The following is a 25,644-nucleotide window of genomic DNA, read 5'->3' on the forward strand; positions in this document are numbered from 1 at the left end:
AAATAATGCTTTCCCCCAAATGAGAATTATTCGAATGAAAAAAATAATAATCCCCTTTCTCCTCTTGGTCATAACTTCCGGTTATGGTCAGGAGTTAAATCTACCTGTTTTTACCCAATACTTGGCAGACAATCATTTTGTGGTTTCTCCCACATTTGCCGGAATTGGGGACAACTTAAAAATCAGAGCCAATGGTTTGACTCAATGGGTGGGCATAAAAGACGCTCCTGATAATCAATCCGTATATGCTGATTTTAGAATTGCAAGTCAATCGGGAATAGGAATTTCACTTTACAATGACAGCAATGGAAATACAAGACAAACAGGAATGAAAATCTCTTTTGCACATCACCTGATTTTGGATTATTATTCTAAACAATATCTATCTTTTGGAATGTCATACAATATCAATAATTTCAAAATAGATATCGATAAGTTTAATACCACTTATGAAATACCTATTCTCGATCCAAGCATTACCGATAACCGTTTTGTATCTAACAATAACTTTGATGTTGGTATGTTATATAGAAACAAAGCCTTTTATCTTAGTCTTAATGCCAGTAATATTTTAAATAAAAATGCAGATCGATTTTCAGGAGTAGAACCAGTTTTACTTAGAAATTACCAAGTTTATTCTGGTTACACTTTTAGAAGTAGAGAGAATAGCCGAATTGAATATGAACCTTCTGTTTTCTATCAATATTTTGCCAGTGATGGTCGTTCCAGTACCGATGTTAATATAAAGTATCGTAAATTTAACAGGTATGAAGATTATTATTGGGCTGGTATATCCTATCGGTTCCTGAATGACCAATTTTTCAAACCATTGAATTTGGGACCTATGGTGGGATTCAAAAAATCTAATTTCTATTTTGGCTATTCGTACCAAATTACAACAAATCAATTTGCTGCATTAAATACTGGAACGCATGTTATTACCATAGGACTTGATTTCTTTGCAGGGATTAGTAATTGTCCGTGTACTCAAAGTCCTGTTCATGATTAAAAAATAAAATTTATTTAATAAAAAACATTTTATTTGTTGATTTACAACGTTTTCGTTACAAAAAATCGACTTTTTATGATTTATTCAAATTCATTAATAATCTAAAAGTTCTATATTTGTTTCACTTTCAAAAAAATAAACTAAAAATAAACTAATGAAGACTTTAAACGATTTTAATTTTGCAAATAAAAAAGCAATTATACGTGTTGATTTTAACGTGCCGCTAGACGAGAATTTTAATGTTACTGATGTTACCCGTATCGAAGCTGCGAAACCGACTATTGATAAAATCCTTGCCGATGGTGGAAGTGTTATTTTAATGTCACATTTAGGCCGACCAAAAGGTGTTGAAGAGAAATACTCATTAAAACACATCTTAAAAACAGCAACTGACATTCTTGGAGTTCCTGTAAAATTTGCTTCAGACTGTGTAGGTGAAGTAGCTAAACAAGCTTCAAATGACTTAAAAGCAGGTGAAGTTTTATTATTAGAAAATTTACGTTTTTACGCTGAAGAAGAGGCTGGAGATGTTGCTTTTGCAAAAGAATTGGCTTCATTAGGAGACATCTATGTAAACGACGCTTTTGGAACGGCTCACAGAGCACACGCTTCTACTACAATCATTGCTCAATTTTTCCCAACAGCTAAATGTTTCGGAACTTTATTGGCTAAAGAAATCGAAAGCATTGATAAAGTATTAAAAAATAGCGAAAAACCTGTAATTGCAATCCTTGGAGGATCTAAAGTATCTTCTAAAATTACAGTTATCGAAAATATTTTAGACAAAGTAGACCACATGATTCTTGGTGGAGGAATGACTTTTACTTTCGTGAAAGCATTAGGAGGTAAAATTGGAAACTCTATCTGTGAAGATGACAAACAAGAATTAGCTCTTGAAATATTAAGATTAGCTAAAGAAAAAGGAGTTCAGGTTCACATTCCTGTTGACGTTTTAGCAGGAGACAAATTCTCTAATTCAGCTAACACTCAAGTGGTCGATGTAACAAATATTCCTGACGGATGGGAAGGTATGGATGCAGGTCCTAAATCATTGGAAAACTTCAAAAAAGTAATTTTAGAGTCTAAAACAATTCTTTGGAATGGACCTTTAGGAGTATTCGAAATGGAAACATTTGCTAAAGGAACAATTGCTCTGGGTGATTATATTGCCGAAGCAACTGAGAACGGAGCTTTCTCACTTGTAGGTGGTGGAGATTCAGTTGCAGCGGTAAAACAATTCGGTTTTGAAGACAAGATGAGTTACGTTTCTACAGGTGGAGGTGCTATGTTAGAGATGCTTGAAGGAAGAACATTACCTGGAATTGCGGCTATTTTGAACTAAATATCACAATTTTAACAGTTTTTATTGATTTTTTTAATTGTAACCTATTAAGTTTGCATAAACGAATTTGTAATCGTTTAAAATTAAGCACGTTGACAATAAAAATATGACTATAAAAAAAATCACTATATCATTTTTTCTATTACTAACAGTTCCCTTGTTTTCGCAAGAAGTTGCCGAAAACAAGGGAACTGCTGTAATGGAAACTAAGATTTCTTATCTGGATTCTATAAAACGCAGCTTTGTTAATGATGACATGGCCAGTTGTGTAGACAGCCTGTGGACAAAAGAACTGACTGATTTAGATTTGTACAATGACATCACTAAGGATATTGCAAATATCAATACAGATGAAAAAGTAGATTATGAATTACCTACTGAATTGTTAAAATCCAGGCTTGAGGCTATGAATGCTAAATCTCCGTTTAACATTCAGTACAATCAGGGCTTAGAAAATGTAATTAAATCATTTTTAAAGAACAGGAAGAAATCTTTTGAACGCTTAATGGCTATTTCGGAGTATTACTTCCCTATGTTTGAAGAAACTTTTGCCAAACAAAACATTCCTTTAGAAATAAAATACTTGGCCATTGTTGAGTCGGCTTTGAATCCAAAAGCCGTTTCCAGAGTGGGAGCTACAGGACTTTGGCAGTTTATGTATCAAACCGGAAAACAATACAACCTAAAGATAGATTCTTATATCGATGAACGCAGCGATCCTTTGAAAGCTACTGCTGCTGCTGCCCAATATATGGCAAATATGTTCAGTATTTTTGGCGACTGGGAATTGGTATTGGCTTCTTATAATTCAGGTCCCGGAAATGTTGCAAAAGCCATTAGAAGATCAGGTGGACAACAGAATTTTTGGAGCATCAAACAAAATCTTCCAAAAGAAACCCAAGGTTATGTCCCTGCTTTCTTAGCTACGATGTACCTATACGAATATCGTAACGAACACGGAATTAAACCAAACAAAGCTATCCTACAACACTTTGCGACCGATACGGTAATGATTAAAAAACAGATGTCGTTCAAGCAGATCTCCGATTTATTGGATATGCCTGTCTCGCAATTGCAGTTGTTAAACCCTTCGTACAAACTCAATGTTATCCCTTCATACACCACTGAAAATCACTTTTTGCGATTGCCAAAAGACAAAGTAGGTGTTTTTGTTTCTAATGAAGATAAGATTTACGCATACGTTCAACACGAGTTAGACACTAAAAACAATAGTCCTTTTAAAAACGCTGCTACTGCTGTTGCTACTGTCGAAAAACCATCTTATTCATCTGGAAGTACTACCCAATATTACAAAGTAAAACAGGGTGATAATTTAAGCAGCATTGCCAGCCAATACAATGTTAGTATCGAGGAATTAAAAAAATGGAATAAACTAAACAGCAATAGTGTTTCATACGGAAAAGTGCTAACAATAATAGCTTCTGAAACAAATACTAATAATACTGTTGCTTCGATTGAAACCAAAACAACCAAGGTTGAAAAAATAAAGAAAGAGGTTAAAAAAGATACTTTGGTTGCCAGCAACAAGACCAATTATATTGTTCAAAAAGGGGATAACCTAAGCAATATTGCCGAACTAAACAATGTAAGCGTTGCTCAAATTAAAGAATGGAATCACCTATCAGGAAATACTATTCAGGCGGGAACCAGCCTACTGGTAGCGGAGAGAGAAATTGAAACTAAAGAAGTAGTTGCTGCAACTCCTGAATTAAAAAACATTGAATACACTGTTCAAAAAGGAGATAATTTAGGCAACATCGCTAAGAAATTTGGAACTGCAATCGTTGATTTAAAAGAGTGGAATCACTTATCAGACAACAACATTGCTTTAGGAAAAACATTAATTGTGGCTAAAAACGAAGTTGCAATTAACACCTCAAAAGCTACTGCAGCCTCTTTCAAGAAAACTAAAATTGACAGTAGCTCATTACAACATGACTATTTAGTTAAAAAAGGAGATTCCCTGTTTAGCATTGCAAAAAAATCTGGAGTGACCGTTTCGGACATTAAAAAATGGAACGACATTAACAACGAAGAAATCAAACCGGGAATGAAATTAAAAATAGGAGGTTAAATTAATCCTCAAACAATACAAAAGGGCTTTATTTGGTAACAAAATAAGGCCCTTTTTCTTATTATAGGCATATTGTATTATTTTTATTCCATTTTTTTAAAATTTGGAACGATATTAGCAGGGTAAACTATAAGAAGACAAAATAATTAATAAAACAATAATTCATACCTAAAATTTGAATTGCAGTTACAATCGATGCAAAATGAATAAAATCCATTTTATATTGCTTTTCGTTTCCATCTTTTTCATTTCCTGCAAGCAGGAAAACACCAACCCCCGAAAAACCAATGGAAAAATCAATAGCATTTCGGTGATTATAGACGATTTGTTATGGAATGGCGAAATTGGCGATAGCATCCGAAATAAATTTGCTTCACCAGTAATTGGATTACCTCAGGAAGAACCTCTTTTTACCATCAATCAATATCCCGTGAAATTGATGGAAGGTTTTATGACCGATAGCCGAAACATAATTGTTATCAAAAAAGACACTAAAGAAGATTTCAGAATAGAAAGAAACAAAATCGCTTCACCACAAAATGTATTTTATATTTCCGGAAAAGCGGCAGATGATATCCTGTGTTTAATTCAAACAAACGCAGCCGAAATCATCAAAATAATGCATCAGACTGAGATTGAAGAATGCCAACGCATTAACAAAAAATCACTGCTAGGCACTAAGTTTTTCAAAGACAGTTTCAATATCAAAATTGAAATGCCTTCCAGCTACGAATTGATGCTTCAAAAAGAGAATTTTGTATGGTTTAAAAAAGAAATCATTAGTGGAAACAACAGCATTCTAATCTATGAGGTTCCAATAAACAGTATCGAAACTAAAAAAAATAAGATATCCAGTATCATCCAAATGCGAGACTCTATCGGAAGTTTATACATTCACGGCAAGGAATTAAACACCGATATGATTACCGAAGAAGCTTATGCCCCTTATTTTTCAAACATTGTTCTGGATCACAAAAAAGCCTATGAAACTAAAGGAACTTGGGAATTAAAAGACGATTTCATGTCCGGTCCTTTTATTAATTATGCCATTGTTGACAAAGACAATGACCGCATACTGGTTTTAGAGGGTTTTTGCTACTCTCCTTCGAAAGAAAAACGAGATTTGATGTTAGAGCTCGAGGCAATCATAAAATCGGTTAAAATAGGCAAAAAACCAATCCCTAAAGAAACTTCAAAGATTATGGCTATGTTTACAAAGTAAAACTAAATCTTGGTGATCAGGAATTCCACCCTTCGGTCAAATTCATCTCCTCTCCCTAAAGGAAATTGATTCCCCAAACCTTTGTATATCATTCTTAAACTGCTGATATTTTTGGAAATTAAATACTTGAAAACACTCTTTGCACGGTTTAAAGAGAGTTTTCTTTCCTTAGTAGCCTGATCAATTGCATCTTTGTAATCACTAGGCGTACAACAGACATGACCGCGAATTTCAAATTCTATACCTTTATTTTCTGAAGTATTCCTGCTATTTTATCCAATTCTTTTTGAGAAGCCAATGTAAGAGTGCTGCTTCCCAATTCGAAAAAAATGTTTTCGAGATAAATACGGTCGCCTACTTCATGCTGATCCTGAAAAGAAGTATAAATTCCTTTCCCAAAACTATTTTTCTTTACAATCAATAAATCGACACGTCTGTTTTTAGATCGGATATCTTCTAAACTTCCTCCCGAATATTCATCCAGAAGCACTCGTCCTTTGCCTTCAATGATTAGAATTTTATTCTTATTAAACCCATTGGAAACCAAAATACTCTTGACCGCATTAACTCTTTTTTCCGATAGTTTTAAATTGTAATCATCATTACCCCTGTCATCACAATACCCATAAATCTGAATAGACTCAACCGATGTTGTATCTATTTTACGAACAAAACCCACAACCATCTGCTCCTGAACAGCATCGATACTGTATTTATCAAATTCAAAATAAACAGTTCCTATCTTCTTCTCTTGGGCACACAAAGTTCCAAAAGAAAAAAAAGCAGTAATTAAAACAAATTTTAACATTAGATTTTTAAAATGTTCTTGTAGGCAGCAGTGTCGTTTAGAATACTCACCGCTTTTTTAATTTCCGAATTGGTTTTCATGTAATACTGGTAAAAACCTTCCTGATATTGGTAACGTTTTATAATTTCTTCCAGAATCAAATCCTTGATTTCGTCCTGATTATTGTCTAATTGAGCGTTTTCACTTTTCTGAATCGCTGCCAACAATTGATTATACTCGTTAACAATTGCGCCGTCAATAGCTTCTTTTTTGGCTACAGCCAAAGTATTTTTCAAAGATTCCTCGGTTTCGGTATCAAAAGAGATTTTTTGTATTTTCAAAAACTGCTTGAAATCCTGAAAATCAGCATTGGTAAAATTCGGAATCTGATTGCCTAAATTTGGATTTTTATAATAATAAGTCGTGGCATAATTAAAAATTCCATCGTTTTTGATTAAAGCATTAGCAATAACACTCGTTTTAGCTTCTTCTAACTGCACATCCGGCAAAATCCCTCCACCATCATAAACCGTTCTACCTTTGCGGGTTTTGAACGAATTATAATTGGTTGCCTGTGTACGGGTAGCCAATCCGTTTTTATCTTTATGGGCATAATCCAACGCCTGAATACATCTTCCCGAAGGTGTAAAATATCTCGAAATAGTTACTTTCAATTGGGTATTATAGGTCAAATCAATTGGTTTTTGAACCAATCCTTTTCCAAAACTTCTGCTTCCTACAATAACCGCACGATCTAAATCCTGTAAAGCACCTGAAACAATTTCGGATGCCGAGGCACTTTTGTCATTGACAATAATAACCAACGGAATATCCAAATCTACCGGTTCAAAAGAAGTTTTATAAGTATTATTGTGTTTTTCATTGATGGATTTAGTGGTTACAATAACCTCATTTTTTGGGACAAATAAATTACAGATATTGATGGCCTCATTTAAAAGTCCGCCAGGATTGTTTCTTAAATCCAAAACAATGCGTTCAGCTCCTTGTTTTTTGAGTTCCAATAACGCTTCTTTGGTTTCGTTCGAAGCTTTTTTATTAAAACGACTAAGGACGATATAACCTGTTTTATCATCAATTTTTGCAAAAAAAGGAACCGATTTTATTTCGACCTCATCAAGGATAATCTGGCTCGTATTAATTTTTCCCTGACGAAGGTATCTAATGTCTATTTTAGTATTTTTGGCTCCTTTTAGTAATTGGGAAGCATCGTCTTTAAAATCGGCAATTAGCACATCTCCTATCTGAATAATCTCATCTCCGGCTTTAAATCCGGCTTTATCGGCAGGGAAATTTTTATAGACCTCTCTTAGAATCAACTTTCCTGATTTTTGAGTAATCAAAGCACCTATTCCGGTATATTCTCCTGTATTGTTTATTTTAAATCGCAACACATCCTGCTCATTAAAATAAACGGTGTATGGATCTAAACTGGCCAGCATCCCTTTGATGGCAGTATCCATTAATTCGCCCGGATTGGTTTCGTCCACATAATTAGTATTCAATTCCTTAAAAAGCGTAGTGAAAATTTCTATTTGCTTTGCAATTTCGAAAAAGTCATCTTTAAAACTAGAACCAATAAACAAAAGAGCCGAAGCGACTACAGGGATGATATATTTTTTCTTAAAAGAGAGGTTCATGATGTTTATATATTATTGACTACTAAATTAGGAATAAATCATCAATAATAAAATTGACAATAAACTTATACTTAATTGATTATTTGCTAGATTGTTCCCCCTTTTCTGAAGATTCTTTTTTCGAATTTTGAGCTACAAACTTCTCAAACAACTGAATGGTTTTAGTATTGATTTCTTCATACGACAATCGCTCTTTAGTTTGATAAAAAAACATAAAAGCATAAGGCTTATCTAAATTATCCAAAAGAATATGCTTGTTGAGTCTATAGGTTTCGCGGAGAATTCGCTTAAAACGATTTCTATCAACAGCTTTTTTAAAATATTTTTTAGAAACCGAAACCCCCATTTTTATTTTCTCGTTCTCAACTAAAGAACCCGAATGATATACTAAGCGCAAAGGGTATTTTGAAACCGATTTACCTTCAGAGAACAACAATCCAATGCTGATTTTACTTTTTAGTTTTTCGTTTTTTGGATAGTTAAAGCTCATTTTTATGGGGAAAAGATATTTTTTTAGAGCACAAAGGTACAATTTAACACTAAACCTATTATTATTTAGGATTTAAATAGCACTAAAAAATTATTTCATACTTTTGCAGCTAATTTTTTAAGAATGCAAAAACTTATTTCGTATCCCGTATCCGTAATTTATTATTTGTGTTTTGGACTAACGTTAGTGATTTTCCATCCCATTCAGTGGATTTGCTTAAATATTTTTGGCTATCAAGCCCACAAAAAAAGTGTCGATTATTTGAACTTTTTTTTATTAAAATGCACTAACTTAGTAGGAACAACATATAAATTTGAAAACAGAGATAGTATTCCTGAGGGAGTTCCATTAATTTTTGTGGCAAATCATCAAAGTATGTATGATATCGTGGCTATGATTTGGTATTTGCGTCGATTTCATTGTAAATTTGTAAGTAAGAAAGAGTTAGGAAAAGGAATTCCAAGTGTTTCTTATAATTTAAGACATGGTGGTGGTGCCTTAATTGATAGAAAAGACCCAAAACAGGCAATTCCTGAAATTAAAAAATTATCAGAATACATCGAAAAAAACAAACGTTCGGCTGTAATTTTCCCCGAAGGAACCAGAAGTAAAACCGGTAAACCTAAAGAATTTGCTGTAACAGGAGTAAAAATATTGTGCAAAAATGCACCTTCAGCCTATATTGTTCCGGTTAGTATCAATAATTCATGGAAAATGGTAAAATTTGGTTTTTTCCCAGTAGGTTTAGGAAATCATCTTACCTTTGTAATCCACAAACCGTTAAAGGTTAGTGAACATAATTTCCCTGAATTAATGGAGATGACTGAAAGTGCGGTAGTAAAAGGAATAAAATTTTAATATAAATAAAATGTCAATAAAAAACATTCGATTAGAAGTTATGCAGTTTTTGGAAAAAAACGTGACTGGCTATATGGATCAATATTTGATACCAGTGGAGCAAATATGGCAGCCATCTGATTTTTTACCAAATTCTGAAGGAGATAATTTCTTAGAAGAAGTAAAAGAGTTACGCGAAATCTCAAAAGATTTGCCTTATGATTTCTGGGTAGCTATGGTGGGTGATATGATTACCGAAGAAGCGCTTCCTACCTATGAAAACTGGTTGATGGAAGTAGAAGGAGTAGATAATGAAGAAAGAAACGGATGGTCAGCCTGGGTACGTCAATGGACAGGAGAAGAAAACCGTCATGGTGATTTATTGAATAAATACTTGTATTTATCTGGTCGTGTAAATATGCGCGAAATTGAAATGACAACACAACACCTTATCAATGACGGATTTGACATTGGTACAGGTAGAGATCCATATAAAAACTTTGTTTACACGAGTTTCCAAGAGCTTGCAACCTATGTTTCTCACAATAGAGTTTCGCAATTGGCAAAAAGCTATGGCGATAAAAAACTGTCTAAAATGTGCAAGATGATTGCCGGGGACGAAATGCGTCACCACCATGCATACAGCCATTTTGTGAGCGAAATTTTCAAGGTAGATCCTAGCGAAATGATGCTTGCTTTTCAATACATGATGAAAGCAAAAATTGTAATGCCAGCGCATTTCCTGAGAGAATCAGGACAAAAAATAAGCTCTGCATTTGAATTATTTTCTGATTCAGCACAACGTATTGGAGTTTACACTGCCAATGATTATGTGGAGATCATGCAAAAATTAATCACCAAATGGGAAATTGATAAAATCTCAGGCCTAACAGATGAAGCCGAAAAAGCCCGTGATTATCTGATGAAATTACCAGCCAGAATGGCCAGAGTTTCTGAAAGAATAGTAATCCCTAAAGAATCTCATATTTTTAAATGGGTAGAACCGGCGAGGTTATAGATTTCAGATTGAAGATTAACGATTTCTGATTTTTTGAAATTGCCATTGAATTTGAAATTGAGTTACAAAATTAAAATACAATTTAGTTAATTTAAAATGTTGATTTTTGAAGTTTAAAAGCTTTGAGAATCAACATTTTTTTTAAAACAATAACATGAACAACAGCGACATTATCAGCAAAACAATCACTTTTGTAAAAGAACAACTCAATAATGCCGAAGGCGGTCACGACTGGTTTCACATCGAAAGAGTGTATAAAAACGCATTACTTATTGCGAAAGAAGAAGTTTGTAATTTGCAAATAGTCCAACTGAGTGCTTTGCTTCACGATATTGCCGACAGTAAATTTCATGATGGCGACGAATCTGTTGGACCAAAAGTAGCCAGAACATTTCTGGAATCTCAAAATGTTGCAGGAGAAATTATCGATGTAGTTATCAATATCATCGAAAACATCTCTTTTAAAGGAGGTAATTTCGAAAAAAAATTCAGTTCGATAGAATTAGATATCGTTCAGGATGCAGACCGTTTAGACGCCATTGGAGCGATTGGAATTGCCCGAACATTCAATTATGGCGGATTTAAAAATAGAACGCTCTACGACCCTGAAATTGCACCAAACACTAACATGAGTGCTAAAGAATACAAACGCAGTCAGGCACCAACGATTAATCATTTTTATGAAAAATTATTGTTGCTTAAAGACAAAATGAATACGCAAACTGGAAAACAGATTGCCCAGGAAAGACACCGTTACATGGAAGGATTTTTGGCACAGTTTTATGCCGAATGGGAAGGAGAGAAATAAAATTTTAGATTGCAGATTAAAGATTTCAGAAGTTTAAAACCTAAATCATTATTTATCAACACGAAATCTGCAATCAGATTCCTTTTTCTTTCATCTCAAGAATCACATCCGAAGCACTTTTAAAAGTTGGAGCTTGTTCGGTAATACTTCCCACCCTTTTTTTGTTGAGTTTAAAAACAACATCATTTTCTGTGGTGAATAACAAGGCACTTAAAAACGGCTTGTTCATATAAGAGGCTAATATCGGATAAGCTTCGTCTAAGCTGTGAAAACTTTCTATTTCTTCGGTTTTATATCTTGCAATTAGTGAAAGACTAAAAACATCATTTTCCAACAAAACGGGACGAACATAGATATTTTTCAATTCAGTATCACCAATGGTTTTTGCCAGGGTTAATTTGGCAAAAGTTTTATCCTCAATACTTTGTTTCACTCTTTCCCAAAAAAGGGCAAATATAGGCTCGTATGACATGTTGTTTTTTAATTATTTAATTCTGAAAATTCGCAAATCAAAGGTAAATGGTCACTTATTTCCAACCATTTTTCAATATTGCCAATTTCTATATTTTTTAAGTTTGATGAAAAATATTTACTACCAAAAACATAATCAATATGGTAAGGTTTCTCTAAGCTTCTATGAAGAAAAAAAGTAGGTAAACTTTCTTTTCCTTGCTCTTCGTTATAGAATTTATGATAAAAACTTTCAATTTCAATATCATTCAATTCTTTAATAACATCTGAATGATTCCACCATCTATCCCATTTATCCCAAATTTTATTACTGTTTAAATCGCCAACTATTAAACTTTTATTCAAATACCCCTTGTTTACTTGTAAGTACTTCCAAAATTGACCAATATATCCGAATGTTGGTGAATTGTTACTATGCGCCCAAATGGCTAACAATTCAAATTCATTATTGACAGAACAAGGTAAAAAGTATTTTACTTTATGACCTTTAAAATTATCCGACCAATCTAATTTTTGTAATTTAATATCTGAATTTGCAAAAATACCTATTCCTTTATTTTTATTATCTCCAATCCATAAATGATTATTAGCCCAATTAAAATATTCTTTGTGTTTTACTTCAAATGGATTTTCACATTCTTGAATGATATAAATATCGGCATTTAAACTTTTTAACTGTTCAAACTTTTTTCTTAAAGCGCCATTACAATTCCATGTTACAATTTTCAAATTGACACCTTTTAAGATTTTAACAAATATAATTCTGTTATAAATTACTCCTCGTCCTAATATGAAACTACAAATTGAAGACTTTCTTTATTCTCCTGTAAAAACCGCTTTTCTTTTTTCCAAAAAGGCTTTTGTTCCTTCTTTGAAATCTACCGTTCCAAAACATTTTCCAAAAGATTTTATTTCGGTTTCAAAACCATTTTCCCCTTCTTTATAATTAGCATTTACAGCATTGATAGCCATACTAATCGCAGCTGGTGAGTTTTTAATGATTTTTTGCGCTATTTCTATACTAAAAGGCAATAACTCGTCTACCGAAACAACATGATTCACTAAACCGGTTCTATAAGCCTCCTCAGCTGTTACCATTCCTGCTGTAAGAATCATTTCCATAGCACGCCCTTTACCAATCAATTGTGGCAAACGCTGTGTTCCTCCATAACCAGGGATAACACCTAATGAAACTTCAGGCAATCCCATTCGAGCATTATCTGAGGCAACACGAATATGACAAGCCATGGCCAATTCTAGTCCGCCTCCAAGAGCAAATCCGTTAATGGCTGCGATAACAGGCACTCTTAAATTTTCGACAAAATTAAACAAAGTATCTTGGCCTTGAGCCGATAACTGAATTCCTTCTTCGACAGAAAATTTGGCAAATTCAGCGATATCAGCGCCGGCCACAAAAGCTTTTTGACCACTACCCGTTAAAATAATAGCTCGTGTATCTTGATTTTGTTCCAATTCCTCAAAAGCATGATGTAATTCCTGAATGGTAAGCTTATTTAAAGCATTTAATTTTTCCGGGCGATTAATGGTAATAGTTGCAATATTATGCTCTTTGGCAATCAAAATATTTTTGTAGCTCATTGTATTGATTTAAGAGTTAATAATTGGTAAAGAAACTGTAAAACGAGTTCCTTTTCCGTATTCTGTTTCAAAGCTAATGCTGCCTTTATAATTTTCGATAATATTCTTTATAATTCCCAATCCCAATCCCATTCCACTGCTTTTGGTAGTAAACTTAGGTTCGAATATACGATTTATGTCCTCCTCTTTAATTCCTATTCCGTTGTCCTCAACAAGAATTAAAACGTTATTTCCCTCCTTCTTCACCGAAACAGAGATGATTTTATTCTCTTGTTCCTCCGGAATGGATTGAATGGCATTTTTTACTAAGTTAGTAATAATTCGAATTAATTGTGTACGATCTACTATGGAAATAATCTCTGCAGCATCACTTTCAAAAACAATATGATTCTCATTGAAAATATCCAAAGCCAGTTCTACCACCTCCACCACATTTAGGGTTTCGTTTTGCTGGGCCGGCATCGAAGCAAAATTCGAAAATGCAGAAGCCACAGCACTCATCGTATCAATTTGTTGAATCAAGGTTTCGGAGTAATCGTTCATCTTCTGTTTGATATCAGCATCTTCAGGGTTGAATTTTCGCTGAAAACTCTGCACCGTCAATCGCATAGGTGTCAATGGATTTTTAATCTCATGGGCTACCTGTTTTGCCATTTCACGCCAGGCCTCTTCCCTTTCGCTTTGCGCTAATTTAATGGCACTTTTTTCCAATTCATCCACCATTTGGTTGTAACCATTAATCAACAAATTGATTTCTTTACTGCTCGCTGAGAGTAAGATCTTTTCGTTTTTTTGATTCAATCGCGTTTCGTTTAATTTATCCGAAATGGTTTTTAAAGACTTAGTTATATAGGCCGAAAGAAAATAAGCCAGAGCAAAAGCCACAATCAACATAAAAGAATAAACCTGACCCAGACGAATAAGAAAACTACTTAACTCCTTTTCATAAAAGCCATCGTCTTCCTGATAGGGTAAGTTTAAAACACCCAGTGGTTTGAATTTATCGTCTTTAATTTGGGTGAACGAAGATCTGTTTTTGATACCGTTTATGGTTTTTATATCCACATAACGTTTCTCAATCGAAGAACGGACGAGCTTCAAAATATATTCAGGAATAGGCGGCGAAATTTTATCCACCGAAAAAGATTCTTTGGAAGATTTCAACAACTTTCCATGAAGATCATAAATATTGATTTCAATATTATGAATATGTGCCAACTCGTGGATTTTATCCTTAAAAATTAATTCTAAATTTTCGGTCGTAAGCGGATAAGTAGTTGTTGACAGTACAAAATTAATGTGTTCCTTAACCGCGTTTTCCTTGCGCTCTAAACGCTCTTCATGGTATTCTTTAGCCTCATTTTTAAACTGAATAATCGAAATAGAAGCTAACAAAATAGAAGAAACAATTATCACTACGATCATCGAAAGAAAGATTCGAACTCGCAACGAAAGCATTGATAATTTGAAGATTCTAAGCATAGTTTTTAGTGTTCAGTATTCAGTTTCTTTAGTGTTCAGTGCCAACTGAATACTGTTAACTGCTTACTGTTTTCTCTCTCTGATTCTTTTATAAAATTTAAAACCCAGCATAATTAAAACCGAAAATAAAACAATCCCAATTACGCCATAAATCCAGTTGACAGCATTTTTTAAAATTACTAAAAATACTACTGCAAAAAGAATGATGGTAGCCCCTTCATTCCACAAACGCATGAAATTCGTCGTGTATTTTACGGCATCATTTTGCAATTGTTTAAATATCTGGTGGCATTTTAAATGATACAAATACAACACAAAAACAAAGCCAAGTTTAACATGCATCCAGGGCATTTGCAACCAGGCATTTCCCGTAGGGGTAAAAAACAGCATCCAAAACGCAAAAAAACTTGCCAAAACCGCCGATGGCCAGGTAATAATATACCACAGCCTATAACTCATGATTTTAAACTGTTTTTGTAAAATCTCTTTTTCAGGTGAAGGTTTATCGGCTGCTTCGATTTGATATACAAACAAACGAACAATATAAAAAAGCCCGGAAAACCAAGTGATTACAAAAATAAGATGTAACGATTTTAAGTAGTTATAGTACTCCATTATAAAGTCTTTTTTCTTTACTCTTTGTTCTATTTTCTATTTCGCCCAATCGTTAATCCAATTCCCAACAGTTTTACACCATTCGTCATCGTCATTTAAACAAGGAATTGCCAAGAAATCTTCGCCACCGTGTTCTTCGAAATCTTCTTTGGCACGCATGGCAATTTCTTCTAAGGTTTCTAAACAATCTGAAACAAAAGCAGGAGTTACTACAGCCAATTTTTTAATTCCTTTAGCAGGCATGTTATTGATCTCGATATCGGTATAAGGTTCCAGCCATTTATCGCCTGCTAATCGGGATTGAAAAGTCAAGCTGTATTTGTCTTTTGGAATACCTAGTTTTTCTATTACCAATTTTGTGGTTTCATAACACTGGTGACGGTAGCAAAAATCGTGTGCTGGTGATGGCGTATTACAACATGAACCATCAATTTTACAATGAGATTTGGTTACATCAGTCTTACGAATGTGACGCTCTGGAATTCCGTGATAAGAAAATAACAAATGATCGTAATCAAACCCATTTAAATGCTTTTTCATCGAATCTGCCAAATTCTGAATATAATCTGGTTTGTTATAAAACGCAGGAACATCCGTAAACGTCATTTGAGGAAATTTCTTTTTACGAATTTCTTCTGCTTTCACTAAAATGGTCAATGTCGAAGCCATCGCATATTGAGGATACAATGGAAAAAGTAATACTTCGGTAACGCCTTTATCATGCAATTCCTGCAAGCCTTTTTCGATGGTCATAGTTCCATAACGCATGGCTAAAGCAACAGGAACATTTACTAAAGGCTGTACTTTTTGCTGCATTCTTTCAGAAAGAACTACTAAAGGGGAACCTTCGTCCCACCAAATTTTTGCGTAAGCATGAGCTGATTCCTCTGGTCTTTTTCTCAAAATAATACCACGAACTAATAAGGCACGCAACAAATACGGAACGTCAATTACGTATTTATCCATCAAAAATTCGTCTAAATACGGTTTTACATCTTTTGGGGTAGGACTCTCTGGAGAACCTAAATTTACTAATAATACGCCTTTCATTGTGTTTATTTAATTTTTCGTCAAAAGTAGTACAAGTCACTTTTTAGAAACATGATAAATGTTATTTTTTACTTATGCTTTTATATATAAAGCCAATACTGTTTTTACATATTAGTATTAATCGACATCAAATATTTTTTTGGAGTGGTTCCAAATTTCTTCTTGAAAGCAGCTATGAAATGACTTCCGGTGCTGTAACCTATTTTCAAACCTACTTCGTTCACATTATAAGAACCGCTGTCGAGTAATTTTCGGGCATAATCCATTTTGTAATCAAACAGAAAACCATAAACGGTGTCACCATAAATTTGCTTGAAACCCATTTTGAGTTTTTTCAAATTCAAACCAACCTGGTCAGCTAATTCCTGTAATCCTGGCGGTTCAGCCATGTTAGCAATAATAACCTCTTTGGCTTTTTTGATTTTCAACACATTTTCTTCATCTACCAAAAACGGACATTGTTCCGCATTTGGATCCTCATTTCGATTGAAAAAAAGACTCAATAATTCGTATCCTTTTCCTTTGTAATACAGGTTTTTTATCGACGGATTCAGGTTGTAATGAAACATTTGGTTCAAAACAATAGCCATCGACGGACTGATATCACTCTCGTTATAGTATTTTTTTTCCTGATTTTCTTTGCTCAAAAACGGAATATGCTCCGCATCATTGGTAAACAATCCGTGAAATTTTTTAATGGAAACAAATATAGAAATCAACCAGGTTTTAGGAGCAACTTCTACATTTAGAGGCAATTCTTTTTCGGTATTATAAAACAACAATGCTTTTTCTTCATTGAGTTTTAAATTATAATTTCCCTGATTAAAAATATAATTGGCACTTCCTTTTAAACCAAAATGAAATTGGATTAAACCCAGCTGTACAGGACGTTGAAAAGTTAAAACCTCATCAGTATTATTTTGAAAACGAATTAAAATAAAATCGTCGTCAATCTTTATTTCTTCCTCCATTTTTTTGATTTACTTAATTCAACTTACTCTTGCCGTTTTTAGTTAAACGACTCATTTGGTCTTTCAAAATTAAATCTTTTTGATGGTTAATTGTTTACTTCCGTCTAAATTTATAAAATCTTTAATTTTTTGAACTCCTTATTTCAAAACGGCATCAACCTGAATATTGATTTTATTAGCCACTTTATTCTTAACCACCGCCGGTATTGAAATATCAAAATCGCTGGCGTTGACTGAAAAATTAGACTGTAAATTAATTCCCGAATTAGACTGACTTATTTTTGCCGGAGCTTTAATAACCGCCGTTTTTCCGTGAAGTTCCAGCTTTCCATTGATGACAAAATCTTTGGGTTTTGGCGTTAAACTATTAACATCAAATCCTTCTATTTTACCTTTAAACAAAGCTTTAGGATATCTATCACTTTCCATATAATTTTCATTGAAATGTTCTTCCATCAAAGCCACTTTAAAACGAAAACCTTTCATTAAAGCTAAACTGGCTATTTGACCCGTTGCCGGATTCAAAACCAAAGTTACATTGTTGTTAGTTGCCTTAACTTCTTCAAAAGAAGGCACTGAAGCTTCAAAAATAATCACCGCTGATTTGCTGATCTTTTTTTCTTGAGCAAATATCAAACTTGATATCAACACCATTGCTACTACTATGTTATTTTTCATTTTTTCTATTTTAAAATTATTGTTCTAATAATCCATCTTGTTGCCATTGCGATACTATATCAATAGTTGCTTGAGGGAGTCTTGGGCCACCTTGCGGCATCAAAAAACTGTTGCCATTATTCAATGAGATTCTATTGAGTAATCCGCGATTTTGAACCGCATTTTTTACCTGGTCATAAGTCACTAAAGACATTGGAGCACCATTTCTAGGCACTGCGGCATGACAGGAAATACAATTGTTGTCGATAATGGATTTTACATTTTGCTGGTAAGTTATTACACCGTCATTGGGTACATCTTCCATCAAAGTTTCTGGATTATCATTGGTACAAGCCATAAAAATGCCGGCAAATGCGAGTAGCAGGAAAAAGTTTTTGAGTTTCATAATAAGTTGGTTTTTGGATTAAAAAAAGATTGTATCAGTCAGATGAATCATATACGTTGAAACCGACGCTCTAGTTTTCATAACGCCATTCTTTTTTCAACCAAAAACCAATCTTTCTCTTTTACCGTACATAACATTAGACCTTTAAAAACAATGTTATGAACAAAAAAATAGGATACGGAATTTTAATCTTATTGGTGGCAGCCATTGCCATCTATCGCTATACTTATCAAGATCATAGAGATATCAGCAGCGAAAAAGCCACTTATGTAACTACTATTCCCGCATTAGAAAAGGAATTTGCCACCAATGATAATTTGGCTTTCGCCAAATACCAGGACCAAACCATTGAACTAACAGCTAAAATAACCGCAGTTGATATCGAAAACAAAGCTGTTATTCTTGACAATAAAGTATTTGCAACGTTCAATGACAGCTTGCCCAAAGACATCGTTTCAGGCAAAACACTAAAAATCAAAGGACGATTTTTAGGCTATGACGAATTATTAGAAGAATTCAAAATGGACCAGAGTTCCATTATTCGCTAAAAAACTACTTACTAACAAACCAAAATTATATTTTATGAAAAAGCTCATTCTACTCTTATTATTACTTCCATTAATTTCATTTTCGCAAGACGATTTATTAAACGGAATCGATACTATTTCCGGAAAAGAAAAGGTGTCGGCAGCATTTAAAGGCTTAAAAATTGTCAATCTGGAATCGACTAAACTAGCCGCAAAAGGCGATTTGTATTTTATTGTAGCGCATCGATTTGGCTCTGTAAAAGATGGTTTTGAAGGTTTCTTTGGATTGGACAACGCCAACACTCAACTAAAATTTGTCTACGGATTGACCGATTGGTTAACGATTAGTGGCGCCAGAAGTGAATTAGCTTATGATTTTTCTACCAAATACATTTTTTTAAACCAAATTAAAGACGGTTTTCCGGTAAGCATTGCTGGTTTTACAAGTTTAGCCATAAATAATAAATTGAAAGAAAGTCTCTATCCAAAATTGACATTCGACAATAGATTGACTTATGTACAACAATTATTGATTTCCAGAAAATACTCCGAAAAATTATCTCTGGAATTAGCGCCAACCATCTTTCACGAAAATTTTGTTGATAATCCACAACAAGACAATACCCAATACGCCATCGGAATTGGAGGTCGTTATAAATTGTCAAAACGTTGGTCGCTAAATATTGATTACGCAGCACATTTAAACAGAGCTTCTAATTCTATTTATAAAAATCCGCTTTCTATAGGTTTTGATTTAGATACTGGCGGACACGTTTTCCAAATGCATTTTACCAGTTCTCAGGGGATTCATGAGGCTGGATTCTTAGGCCAAACAACCGGAGACTGGACAAAAGGCGATGTGTTTTTTGGATTCAATTTGCTAAGAGTTTTCTAAAAAATCGCCCTTTTAAAACTAATTCCAACAGTACCGGTATTTAAAACAATTCTAAATTGATGTTTTTCATAAAAATAGTAAAACCATAAAACAGAAACACTCGTAAATAATTTTTAAAACCTGAAAATTATGAAAACGAATAAAATTATCAAAAAAGGGTTGTTCATCCTCGCGGGAATTGTGATACTGTTCATCGCTATTTTGCTTTTTCACATTATTACAGCGAAACCGGCAGTCTATGAAAGTCCGAATTTACAAGTGAGCCGAATTGATTTCAAATCGAATATTGATTCGCTGCAAGCCAAACAAATTTGTGCCGACTTAAGAACCATAAAAGGCTTAACATCTGATTCTATTATTGTCAAAAGAAATGTTGTAGTGTATTTCCACAATAATAAAATCACCAATTCTGAGAAAGTTTTCAATGAATTGATGAGCAAGAGACCTTATGAGGCTAAACGCTACATCTTGCCGGCAAGTATGGCAAGCAAAGAAGTTTGCCCAATGGATCAAAATAGCTTCAGTTATAAATTATCTAAATCAATAAATCAATTTTTTAATTAATCCTTAAATTCTATTATCATGAAAAATTATTCTAAAATTACACTTGGTGTATTACTACTCGCATCAGCTGCATTTACTTCTTGCAGCAACGATGATGATGATCCAGCACCAGTAAAAGCTTCAATTTACAGCCGTTTAGGTGGAACAACTATGGTTGCTGACCCTGACAATTCAGGGCAAATGATTGAGAAAGGACGTTTATCTTTCCGTAAAGTGGTAAACTCTACAGTAGGTCTTATAGTTGCTGATGTTCAATCAAATGCATCTGGAAACTTAGGCGCACATTTTGCTCCTGTTTTAGCAGAAGTTGGAGCTGGCAACACTACTAAATTAGCTATACTAGTAGATAATTTAACTGATTTCTTTTCTTTCAATACGGGAGGAACAAACGCAGTAAATACATACTCAGGTTTAAGTATGTCAGCAGCTCATAATCCTGCTATGAATCCACGTATGGGAACAAAATCCAGTAATGCCGATTACACTAAATTTGAAGGTTATGTAGGTGCAGCTGCTAATGCTAATGGCGTAGCTTCAAACACAGAACTTTATACTGATATTGTAGCTGTATTAGAATCATTAAGAACTCCTATTGTTCAAAAATAATTCAATTTTAAGCATAAAAACGCTACTGTTTTGAGTAGCGTTTTTATTTAAAATACAACTTAAACCGAACACCTAAATTTCGAATACAGCTGTTATATAATTTAAAAAAGTGTTTTATAAAGTTATTTTTAATAACACTTTTCAAGAACTCTAAGCGATATTTTTTCGTATATAATATTGAAATCAATTGATGTTGTTATTTAGAACAAATCTACATAAATAACTAAAAAACACCTGATTTTGCACTATTTTTAAATAAAATCGATTTTGTAATTACTATTTTGAATCAAATTTACTCTAAGCGATACAAAAAGAACTTACAGCGTTGTTTTTATAAAATAGTTAATAATAATTTTGTTGAACTTTTATAAGGAAAGTATAAAATGGAAAATTATAACATGTCCAGAAACACCACTTTTTACGCTTTAGGTTTAAGTTATAAAAAAGCAGATGCAACGATCAGAGGTAAATTTAGCTTAGACGCCAAGGCACAATCTATCTTGTTAATGCAGGCTGAAGCCGAAGGAATCGAATCATTGATTGTCACTTCAACTTGTAACAGAACTGAAATTTATGGTTTTGCCAATCATCCTTATGAATTAATCAAATTACTTTGTGAAAACAGCCAGGGCTCAGTTCCTGAATTTCAGGAAGTAGCCTACATTTATAAAAATCAGGAAGCTATCAATCACATGTTTAGAGTGGGAACAGGATTAGACAGCCAGATTTTAGGTGACTTCGAAATCATCAGCCAGATAAAAAATGCTTTCAACCAGAGTAAATCCTATGGTTTAGTAAATACTTTCATGGAACGCTTAGTAAACTCAGTAATCCAGGCGAGTAAAAAAATCAAAACAGATACTGAAATTTCTTCTGGTGCAACCTCAGTTTCATTCGCATCAGTTCAATATATCATCAAAAACGTAGAAGATATTGCCAATAAAAATATCTTACTTTTTGGAACAGGAAAAATTGGTAGAAATACCTGCGAAAACCTCGTAAAACACACTAAACACGAACAAATTACTTTAATCAACAGAACCAAAGACAAGGCAGAGAAATTAGCCGAAAAACTGGATTTGGTGGTTAAAGACTATTCTGATTTGCAATTAGAATTACAAAAAGCCGATGTTTTAGTAGTAGCTACAGGAGCACAAAACCCAACGGTTGACAAGGCCATTTTAAATCTAAAAAAACCATTGTTGATTTTAGATTTATCTATTCCTAAAAATGTGAATGAAAATGTAACCGAAATAGAAGGTGTTACTTTAATTCACATGGATCATTTATCTCAAATGACCGATGAAACTTTAGAAAACAGAAAAAAACACATTCCTGCTGCTGAAGTCATTATCGAAGAAATAAAAGACGAATTTAAGACTTGGACTAAAGGACGTAAATTTGCTCCAACTATCAATGCCTTGAAAGCCAAATTGAACGACATTAAAAATTCAGAATTGGATTTTCAAAGTAAAAAAATAGCCGATTTTAACGAAGAGCAAGCCGAAATCATCAGCAATAGAATCATTCAAAAAATCACTACTCATTTTGCTAATCACCTCAAAGACGAAAACACTATGGTGGATGAAAGTATCGAATGGATTGAAAAAGTCTTTAAAATTGAGGCCTTAGTTAAATAATTAAAAACTTAATGAACCTTAATTCCTTAATGGTTTTAAATTAAAACCGTTTCCCGGAATAAAATATAAAAATGGCAGAAAAAACAATACGTATAGGTACAAGAGATAGCGAACTCGCTTTATGGCAAGCACATACTGTTCAAAACAAATTAAACGATTTAGGTTATAAAACCGAAATTATAGCTGTAAAATCCCAAGGCGACATCATTCTTGACAAACCCCTTTACGAATTAGGAATCACCGGAATTTTCACCAAAACACTAGATATCGCCATGATTAACGGCGATGTGGATATTGCGGTACATTCGATGAAAGATGTTCCTACTGCCCTACCTGTCGGAATTGTTCAGGCTGCCGTTTTAGAAAGAGCCAATACCTTAGATATTTTAGTTCACAAAGGCAATCTTGATTTTCTGGAAGCCAATGGAACTATTGCCACCGGAAGCTTGCGTCGTCAGGCACAATGGCTGAACAAATACCCAAACCATAACGTAGTCGATTTACGCGGAAACGTAAATACAAGAATGCAAAAATTACAGGAAAGCAATTGGAACGGAGCCGTTTTTGCCGCTGCCGGATTAGAAAGAATCAACTTAAAACCTACCGATTATATCGATTTGGATTGGATGATTCCAGCTCCTGCCCAAGGTGCCATGCTAGTGGTAGCCATGGGAAATGATAATTATACTCTGGATGCACTTTCACATCTGAATGATATTGAAACGGAAGTTTGTACTTATATCGAACGCCAATTTTTAAGAACCTTAGAAGGCGGATGTACCGCTCCTATTGGTGCTTTGGCAAAATACAATGAAGACGAAGATACCATTCATTTTGATGGGGTTTTATTTTCATTGGACGGAAAAGAAAAAATCGAAATCAACAAAGTAGTCGATATTTCAGAATGGAAAAAATTAGGATTCCATTCAGCCAAAGAAATCTTAGACAATGGCGGAAGCGAATTAATGGCGAATATTAAAGCAACTTTGAAAAAATAATTTCGTTTTCCAATCCCAAAACATGAAAATACTCTCTACCAAAATACTTGCTGATTCTCAAAAAAAACCACTGATTGACGCTGGTTTTGAACTCATCGAAAATGATTTCATCAGTACCCAAATCAAGTCTTTTGAATTGAAAAATATAAACGAAAGTTTGATTTTTACAAGTCAAAATTCTGTTGAAAGTATTTTACAACACTCTGAATTAGAAAAACTAAAAACCAAAAAAGTATATTGTGTTGGGATAAAAACCAAAAATTTACTAGCCGATAACGGTTTTGAGGTAATCGCTTATACTGGTTATGCCGCTGATTTGGCTGAAATCATCACTTTAATTTACAAATCAGAAAACTATACTTTTTTTAGTGGCAACAAACGTAGAGACACTTTACCAGATGCTTTAAAAGAAGCCGGAGTGACTTTTAACGAAATTGAAGTTTACGAAACCACATTAACTCCTCAAAAAATTAAAGGAACTGTCGATGCGGTTCTGTTTTTCAGCCCTTCAGCAGTTGAAAGTTATTTGGCAGATAATAAATTAAAAAACGAAATTTGCTTTTGCATTGGCGAAACCACCGCATCAGCATTGGAAAATAAAACAAAAAACATCATCGTTGCTGATCAACCTACCATCGAAGATGTAATCGAAGCAATAATAGAAGAATATAAATAAAATTTGCGCCTTAGCGCCTTTGTAGCAAATACAATTATGATAAAGAACGACCTATTTTTAAAAGCACTAAAAGGAGAAACTGTACAACGTCCACCGGTTTGGATGATGCGTCAAGCGGGAAGATATTTACCGGAATTTAGAGCTTTGCGCGACAAATACGATTTTTTCACCCGTTGTGAAACTCCTGAATTAGCTGCCGAAATTACCGTTCAGCCCATTCGTCGTATTGCTCCCGATGCTGCTATTTTGTTTTCGGATATTTTAGTAGTTCCAAGAGCAATGGGAATTCACGTGGAATTAAAAGACAATTTAGGTCCGATTATCCCGAATCCAATCCGCACGATGGAACAGGTAAACCAGGTTTACGTACCGGATGTAAATGAGACTTTAGGTTATGTTTTTGATGCCGTTAAGCTGACTAAGGAAATGCTGAATGACGAAGTACCATTAATTGGTTTCGCAGGTTCACCTTGGACAATTTTCTGTTATGCTGTGGAAGGAAAAGGTTCGAAAAGCTTTGATACGGCTAAAGGATTTTGTTTTTCTAACCCGGTAGCTGCTCATACTTTATTACAAAAAATTACCGATACCACGATTTTATACTTGAAAGAAAAAGTAAAATCAGGAGTAAATGCGGTTCAAATATTTGATTCCTGGGGAGGAATGCTTTCTCCTGTAGATTATCAGGAATTCTCATGGAAATACATCAACCAAATCATAGAGGAGTTAGCTAAAGTAACACCAGTAATTGTTTTTGGAAAAGGATGTTGGTTTGCTTTGAACGAAATGGGAAAAAGCAAGGCTTCTGCTCTTGGTGTAGACTGGACTTGTTCGGCTAGAAATGCGCGTTATTTATCGGGTGGAAATATTACTTTACAAGGTAATTTTGACCCATCTCGTTTGCTTTCGCCAATTCCGACTATCAAGAAAATGGTTCACGAAATGATTGACGAATTCGGAAAAGACAAATACATCGTAAACCTGGGTCATGGAATTTTACCAAACATTCCTGTGGATCACGCCAAAGCGTTTATTGATGCGGTGAAAGAATACGGGAATTAGTAAGCAGTTCTCAGTTTGCTGAAATATTTATATGTTGAAAAAGATAGTTTCAAATCGCAATAATTTAATTCCAGCATTAATATGTATTTTGTGGAGTTTCTTTGTGGTTTTTCAATTTTTTACATCCATTCCAAATCTTGATCAAAGTAATAAATTGGA

At 34.0% G+C, this 25,644-nt stretch carries 28 protein-coding genes; 15 read left to right on the forward strand and 13 right to left on the reverse strand.

Annotated features, from left to right (window positions below; genetic code table 11):
* The first annotated feature begins 34 nt into the window (after nucleotides 1-34).
* From EOD40_RS01935 to EOD40_RS01950, 4 genes are all read left to right on the forward strand, one after another.
* A complete protein-coding gene (locus EOD40_RS01935; RefSeq protein ID WP_128193210.1) occupies nucleotides 35-1,009 on the forward strand; it encodes a PorP/SprF family type IX secretion system membrane protein in 975 nt (324 codons plus the stop codon).
* A 154-nt stretch (nucleotides 1,010-1,163) separates the two neighbouring features.
* Nucleotides 1,164-2,351, forward strand: a complete 1,188-nt coding sequence (locus EOD40_RS01940) for a phosphoglycerate kinase (RefSeq protein WP_128193211.1) — start codon at nucleotides 1,164-1,166, stop codon at nucleotides 2,349-2,351.
* A gap of 106 nt (nucleotides 2,352-2,457) precedes the next feature.
* Entirely contained in the window at nucleotides 2,458-4,446 is a 1,989-nt protein-coding gene (locus EOD40_RS01945) for a LysM peptidoglycan-binding domain-containing protein (RefSeq protein WP_128193212.1), read from the forward strand.
* 202 nt (nucleotides 4,447-4,648) lie between these two features.
* Nucleotides 4,649-5,668: a DUF4837 family protein gene (locus EOD40_RS01950; RefSeq protein WP_128193213.1), complete on the forward strand. Its 1,020-nt coding sequence runs from the start codon at nucleotides 4,649-4,651 to the stop codon at nucleotides 5,666-5,668.
* Nucleotides 5,669-5,670: 2 nt separating this feature from the next.
* On the opposite strand, the gene EOD40_RS18300 is transcribed toward EOD40_RS01950, so the two are convergent.
* From EOD40_RS18300 to rnpA, 4 genes are all read right to left on the reverse strand, one after another.
* Nucleotides 5,671-5,910 carry an OmpA family protein gene (locus EOD40_RS18300; protein WP_317127904.1) on the reverse strand — a complete coding sequence of 80 codons (240 nt, stop codon included), beginning with the start codon at nucleotides 5,908-5,910 and terminating at the stop codon, nucleotides 5,671-5,673.
* Entirely contained in the window at nucleotides 5,907-6,476 is a 570-nt protein-coding gene (locus EOD40_RS01955) for an OmpA family protein (protein ID WP_317127903.1), read from the reverse strand. The genes EOD40_RS18300 and EOD40_RS01955 overlap by 4 nt, the downstream gene beginning before the upstream one ends.
* On the reverse strand, nucleotides 6,476-8,113 hold the full coding sequence (locus EOD40_RS01960; protein ID WP_128193214.1) for a S41 family peptidase: 1,638 nt from the start codon (nucleotides 8,111-8,113) through the stop codon (nucleotides 6,476-6,478). Before EOD40_RS01960 ends, EOD40_RS01955 begins: the two co-directional genes overlap by 1 nt.
* Nucleotides 8,114-8,192: 79 nt before the next feature.
* Nucleotides 8,193-8,603: a ribonuclease P protein component gene (gene rnpA / locus EOD40_RS01965; protein WP_128193215.1), complete on the reverse strand. Its 411-nt coding sequence runs from the start codon at nucleotides 8,601-8,603 to the stop codon at nucleotides 8,193-8,195.
* Nucleotides 8,604-8,726: 123 nt separating this feature from the next.
* Between rnpA and EOD40_RS01970 the strand changes: the two genes are divergently transcribed.
* The 3 genes from EOD40_RS01970 to EOD40_RS01980 all read left to right on the forward strand — a co-directional run bounded on the left by EOD40_RS01970 (nucleotide 8,727) and on the right by EOD40_RS01980 (nucleotide 11,266).
* The gene (locus tag EOD40_RS01970) at nucleotides 8,727-9,461 is read left to right on the forward strand and encodes a lysophospholipid acyltransferase family protein (protein ID WP_128193216.1); all 735 of its coding nucleotides are present in this window, start codon (nucleotides 8,727-8,729) and stop codon (nucleotides 9,459-9,461) included.
* Between the two features lie 10 nt (nucleotides 9,462-9,471).
* Nucleotides 9,472-10,458 (forward strand): acyl-ACP desaturase, encoded by a 987-nt coding sequence (locus EOD40_RS01975; protein ID WP_128193217.1) that lies wholly within the window; start codon nucleotides 9,472-9,474, stop codon nucleotides 10,456-10,458.
* A 154-nt stretch (nucleotides 10,459-10,612) separates the two neighbouring features.
* Nucleotides 10,613-11,266 carry an HD domain-containing protein gene (locus EOD40_RS01980; protein WP_128193218.1) on the forward strand — a complete coding sequence of 218 codons (654 nt, stop codon included), beginning with the start codon at nucleotides 10,613-10,615 and terminating at the stop codon, nucleotides 11,264-11,266.
* A 73-nt stretch (nucleotides 11,267-11,339) separates the two neighbouring features.
* On the opposite strand, the gene EOD40_RS01985 is transcribed toward EOD40_RS01980, so the two are convergent.
* From EOD40_RS01985 to EOD40_RS02025, 9 genes are all read right to left on the reverse strand, one after another.
* Nucleotides 11,340-11,738 carry a hypothetical protein gene (locus EOD40_RS01985; RefSeq protein ID WP_128193219.1) on the reverse strand — a complete coding sequence of 133 codons (399 nt, stop codon included), beginning with the start codon at nucleotides 11,736-11,738 and terminating at the stop codon, nucleotides 11,340-11,342.
* Nucleotides 11,739-11,746: 8 nt separating this feature from the next.
* Nucleotides 11,747-12,466: an exonuclease/endonuclease/phosphatase family protein gene (locus tag EOD40_RS01990; protein ID WP_128193220.1), complete on the reverse strand. Its 720-nt coding sequence runs from the start codon at nucleotides 12,464-12,466 to the stop codon at nucleotides 11,747-11,749.
* Between the two features lie 87 nt (nucleotides 12,467-12,553).
* A complete protein-coding gene (locus tag EOD40_RS01995; RefSeq protein WP_128193221.1) occupies nucleotides 12,554-13,336 on the reverse strand; it encodes an enoyl-CoA hydratase/isomerase family protein in 783 nt (260 codons plus the stop codon).
* Between the two features lie 9 nt (nucleotides 13,337-13,345).
* Complete coding sequence (locus tag EOD40_RS02000; RefSeq protein WP_128193408.1) at nucleotides 13,346-14,761, reverse strand: ATP-binding protein; 1,416 nt, start codon at nucleotides 14,759-14,761, stop codon at nucleotides 13,346-13,348.
* Between the two features lie 120 nt (nucleotides 14,762-14,881).
* Complete coding sequence (locus EOD40_RS02005; protein WP_128193222.1) at nucleotides 14,882-15,433, reverse strand: CopD family protein; 552 nt, start codon at nucleotides 15,431-15,433, stop codon at nucleotides 14,882-14,884.
* 36 nt (nucleotides 15,434-15,469) lie between these two features.
* A complete protein-coding gene (gene hemH, locus EOD40_RS02010) occupies nucleotides 15,470-16,483 on the reverse strand; it encodes a ferrochelatase (protein ID WP_128193223.1) in 1,014 nt (337 codons plus the stop codon).
* 104 nt (nucleotides 16,484-16,587) lie between these two features.
* Nucleotides 16,588-17,454, reverse strand: coding sequence for an AraC family transcriptional regulator (locus EOD40_RS02015; RefSeq protein ID WP_071184419.1), 867 nt, complete (start codon nucleotides 17,452-17,454; stop codon nucleotides 16,588-16,590).
* Nucleotides 17,455-17,592: 138 nt separating this feature from the next.
* Nucleotides 17,593-18,132 carry a YceI family protein gene (locus EOD40_RS02020; RefSeq protein WP_128193224.1) on the reverse strand — a complete coding sequence of 180 codons (540 nt, stop codon included), beginning with the start codon at nucleotides 18,130-18,132 and terminating at the stop codon, nucleotides 17,593-17,595.
* A gap of 16 nt (nucleotides 18,133-18,148) precedes the next feature.
* Entirely contained in the window at nucleotides 18,149-18,517 is a 369-nt protein-coding gene (locus EOD40_RS02025) for a hypothetical protein (protein WP_128193225.1), read from the reverse strand.
* A 158-nt stretch (nucleotides 18,518-18,675) separates the two neighbouring features.
* Between EOD40_RS02025 and EOD40_RS02030 the strand changes: the two genes are divergently transcribed.
* From EOD40_RS02030 to hemE, 8 genes are all read left to right on the forward strand, one after another.
* Nucleotides 18,676-19,065, forward strand: coding sequence for a hypothetical protein (locus EOD40_RS02030; RefSeq protein WP_128193226.1), 390 nt, complete (start codon nucleotides 18,676-18,678; stop codon nucleotides 19,063-19,065).
* Nucleotides 19,066-19,099: 34 nt separating this feature from the next.
* Nucleotides 19,100-19,939, forward strand: coding sequence for a DUF5777 family beta-barrel protein (locus tag EOD40_RS02035; protein WP_128193227.1), 840 nt, complete (start codon nucleotides 19,100-19,102; stop codon nucleotides 19,937-19,939).
* 129 nt (nucleotides 19,940-20,068) lie between these two features.
* Entirely contained in the window at nucleotides 20,069-20,503 is a 435-nt protein-coding gene (locus EOD40_RS02040) for a hypothetical protein (protein WP_128193228.1), read from the forward strand.
* A gap of 18 nt (nucleotides 20,504-20,521) precedes the next feature.
* Nucleotides 20,522-21,109 (forward strand): hypothetical protein, encoded by a 588-nt coding sequence (locus EOD40_RS02045; RefSeq protein ID WP_128193229.1) that lies wholly within the window; start codon nucleotides 20,522-20,524, stop codon nucleotides 21,107-21,109.
* A 383-nt stretch (nucleotides 21,110-21,492) separates the two neighbouring features.
* On the forward strand, nucleotides 21,493-22,749 hold the full coding sequence (hemA, locus tag EOD40_RS02050) for a glutamyl-tRNA reductase (RefSeq protein ID WP_128193230.1): 1,257 nt from the start codon (nucleotides 21,493-21,495) through the stop codon (nucleotides 22,747-22,749).
* Between the two features lie 71 nt (nucleotides 22,750-22,820).
* Nucleotides 22,821-23,747, forward strand: a complete 927-nt coding sequence (gene hemC / locus EOD40_RS02055) for a hydroxymethylbilane synthase (RefSeq protein WP_128193231.1) — start codon at nucleotides 22,821-22,823, stop codon at nucleotides 23,745-23,747.
* 22 nt (nucleotides 23,748-23,769) lie between these two features.
* Nucleotides 23,770-24,423 carry a uroporphyrinogen-III synthase gene (locus EOD40_RS02060; RefSeq protein ID WP_128193232.1) on the forward strand — a complete coding sequence of 218 codons (654 nt, stop codon included), beginning with the start codon at nucleotides 23,770-23,772 and terminating at the stop codon, nucleotides 24,421-24,423.
* A 36-nt stretch (nucleotides 24,424-24,459) separates the two neighbouring features.
* Nucleotides 24,460-25,485: a uroporphyrinogen decarboxylase gene (gene hemE / locus EOD40_RS02065; RefSeq protein ID WP_128193233.1), complete on the forward strand. Its 1,026-nt coding sequence runs from the start codon at nucleotides 24,460-24,462 to the stop codon at nucleotides 25,483-25,485.
* Nucleotides 25,486-25,644 lie beyond the last annotated feature (159 nt).

The organism is Flavobacterium sufflavum, from assembly GCF_004016525.1.
Taxonomy (GTDB): Bacteria; Bacteroidota; Bacteroidia; order Flavobacteriales; family Flavobacteriaceae; genus Flavobacterium; species Flavobacterium sufflavum.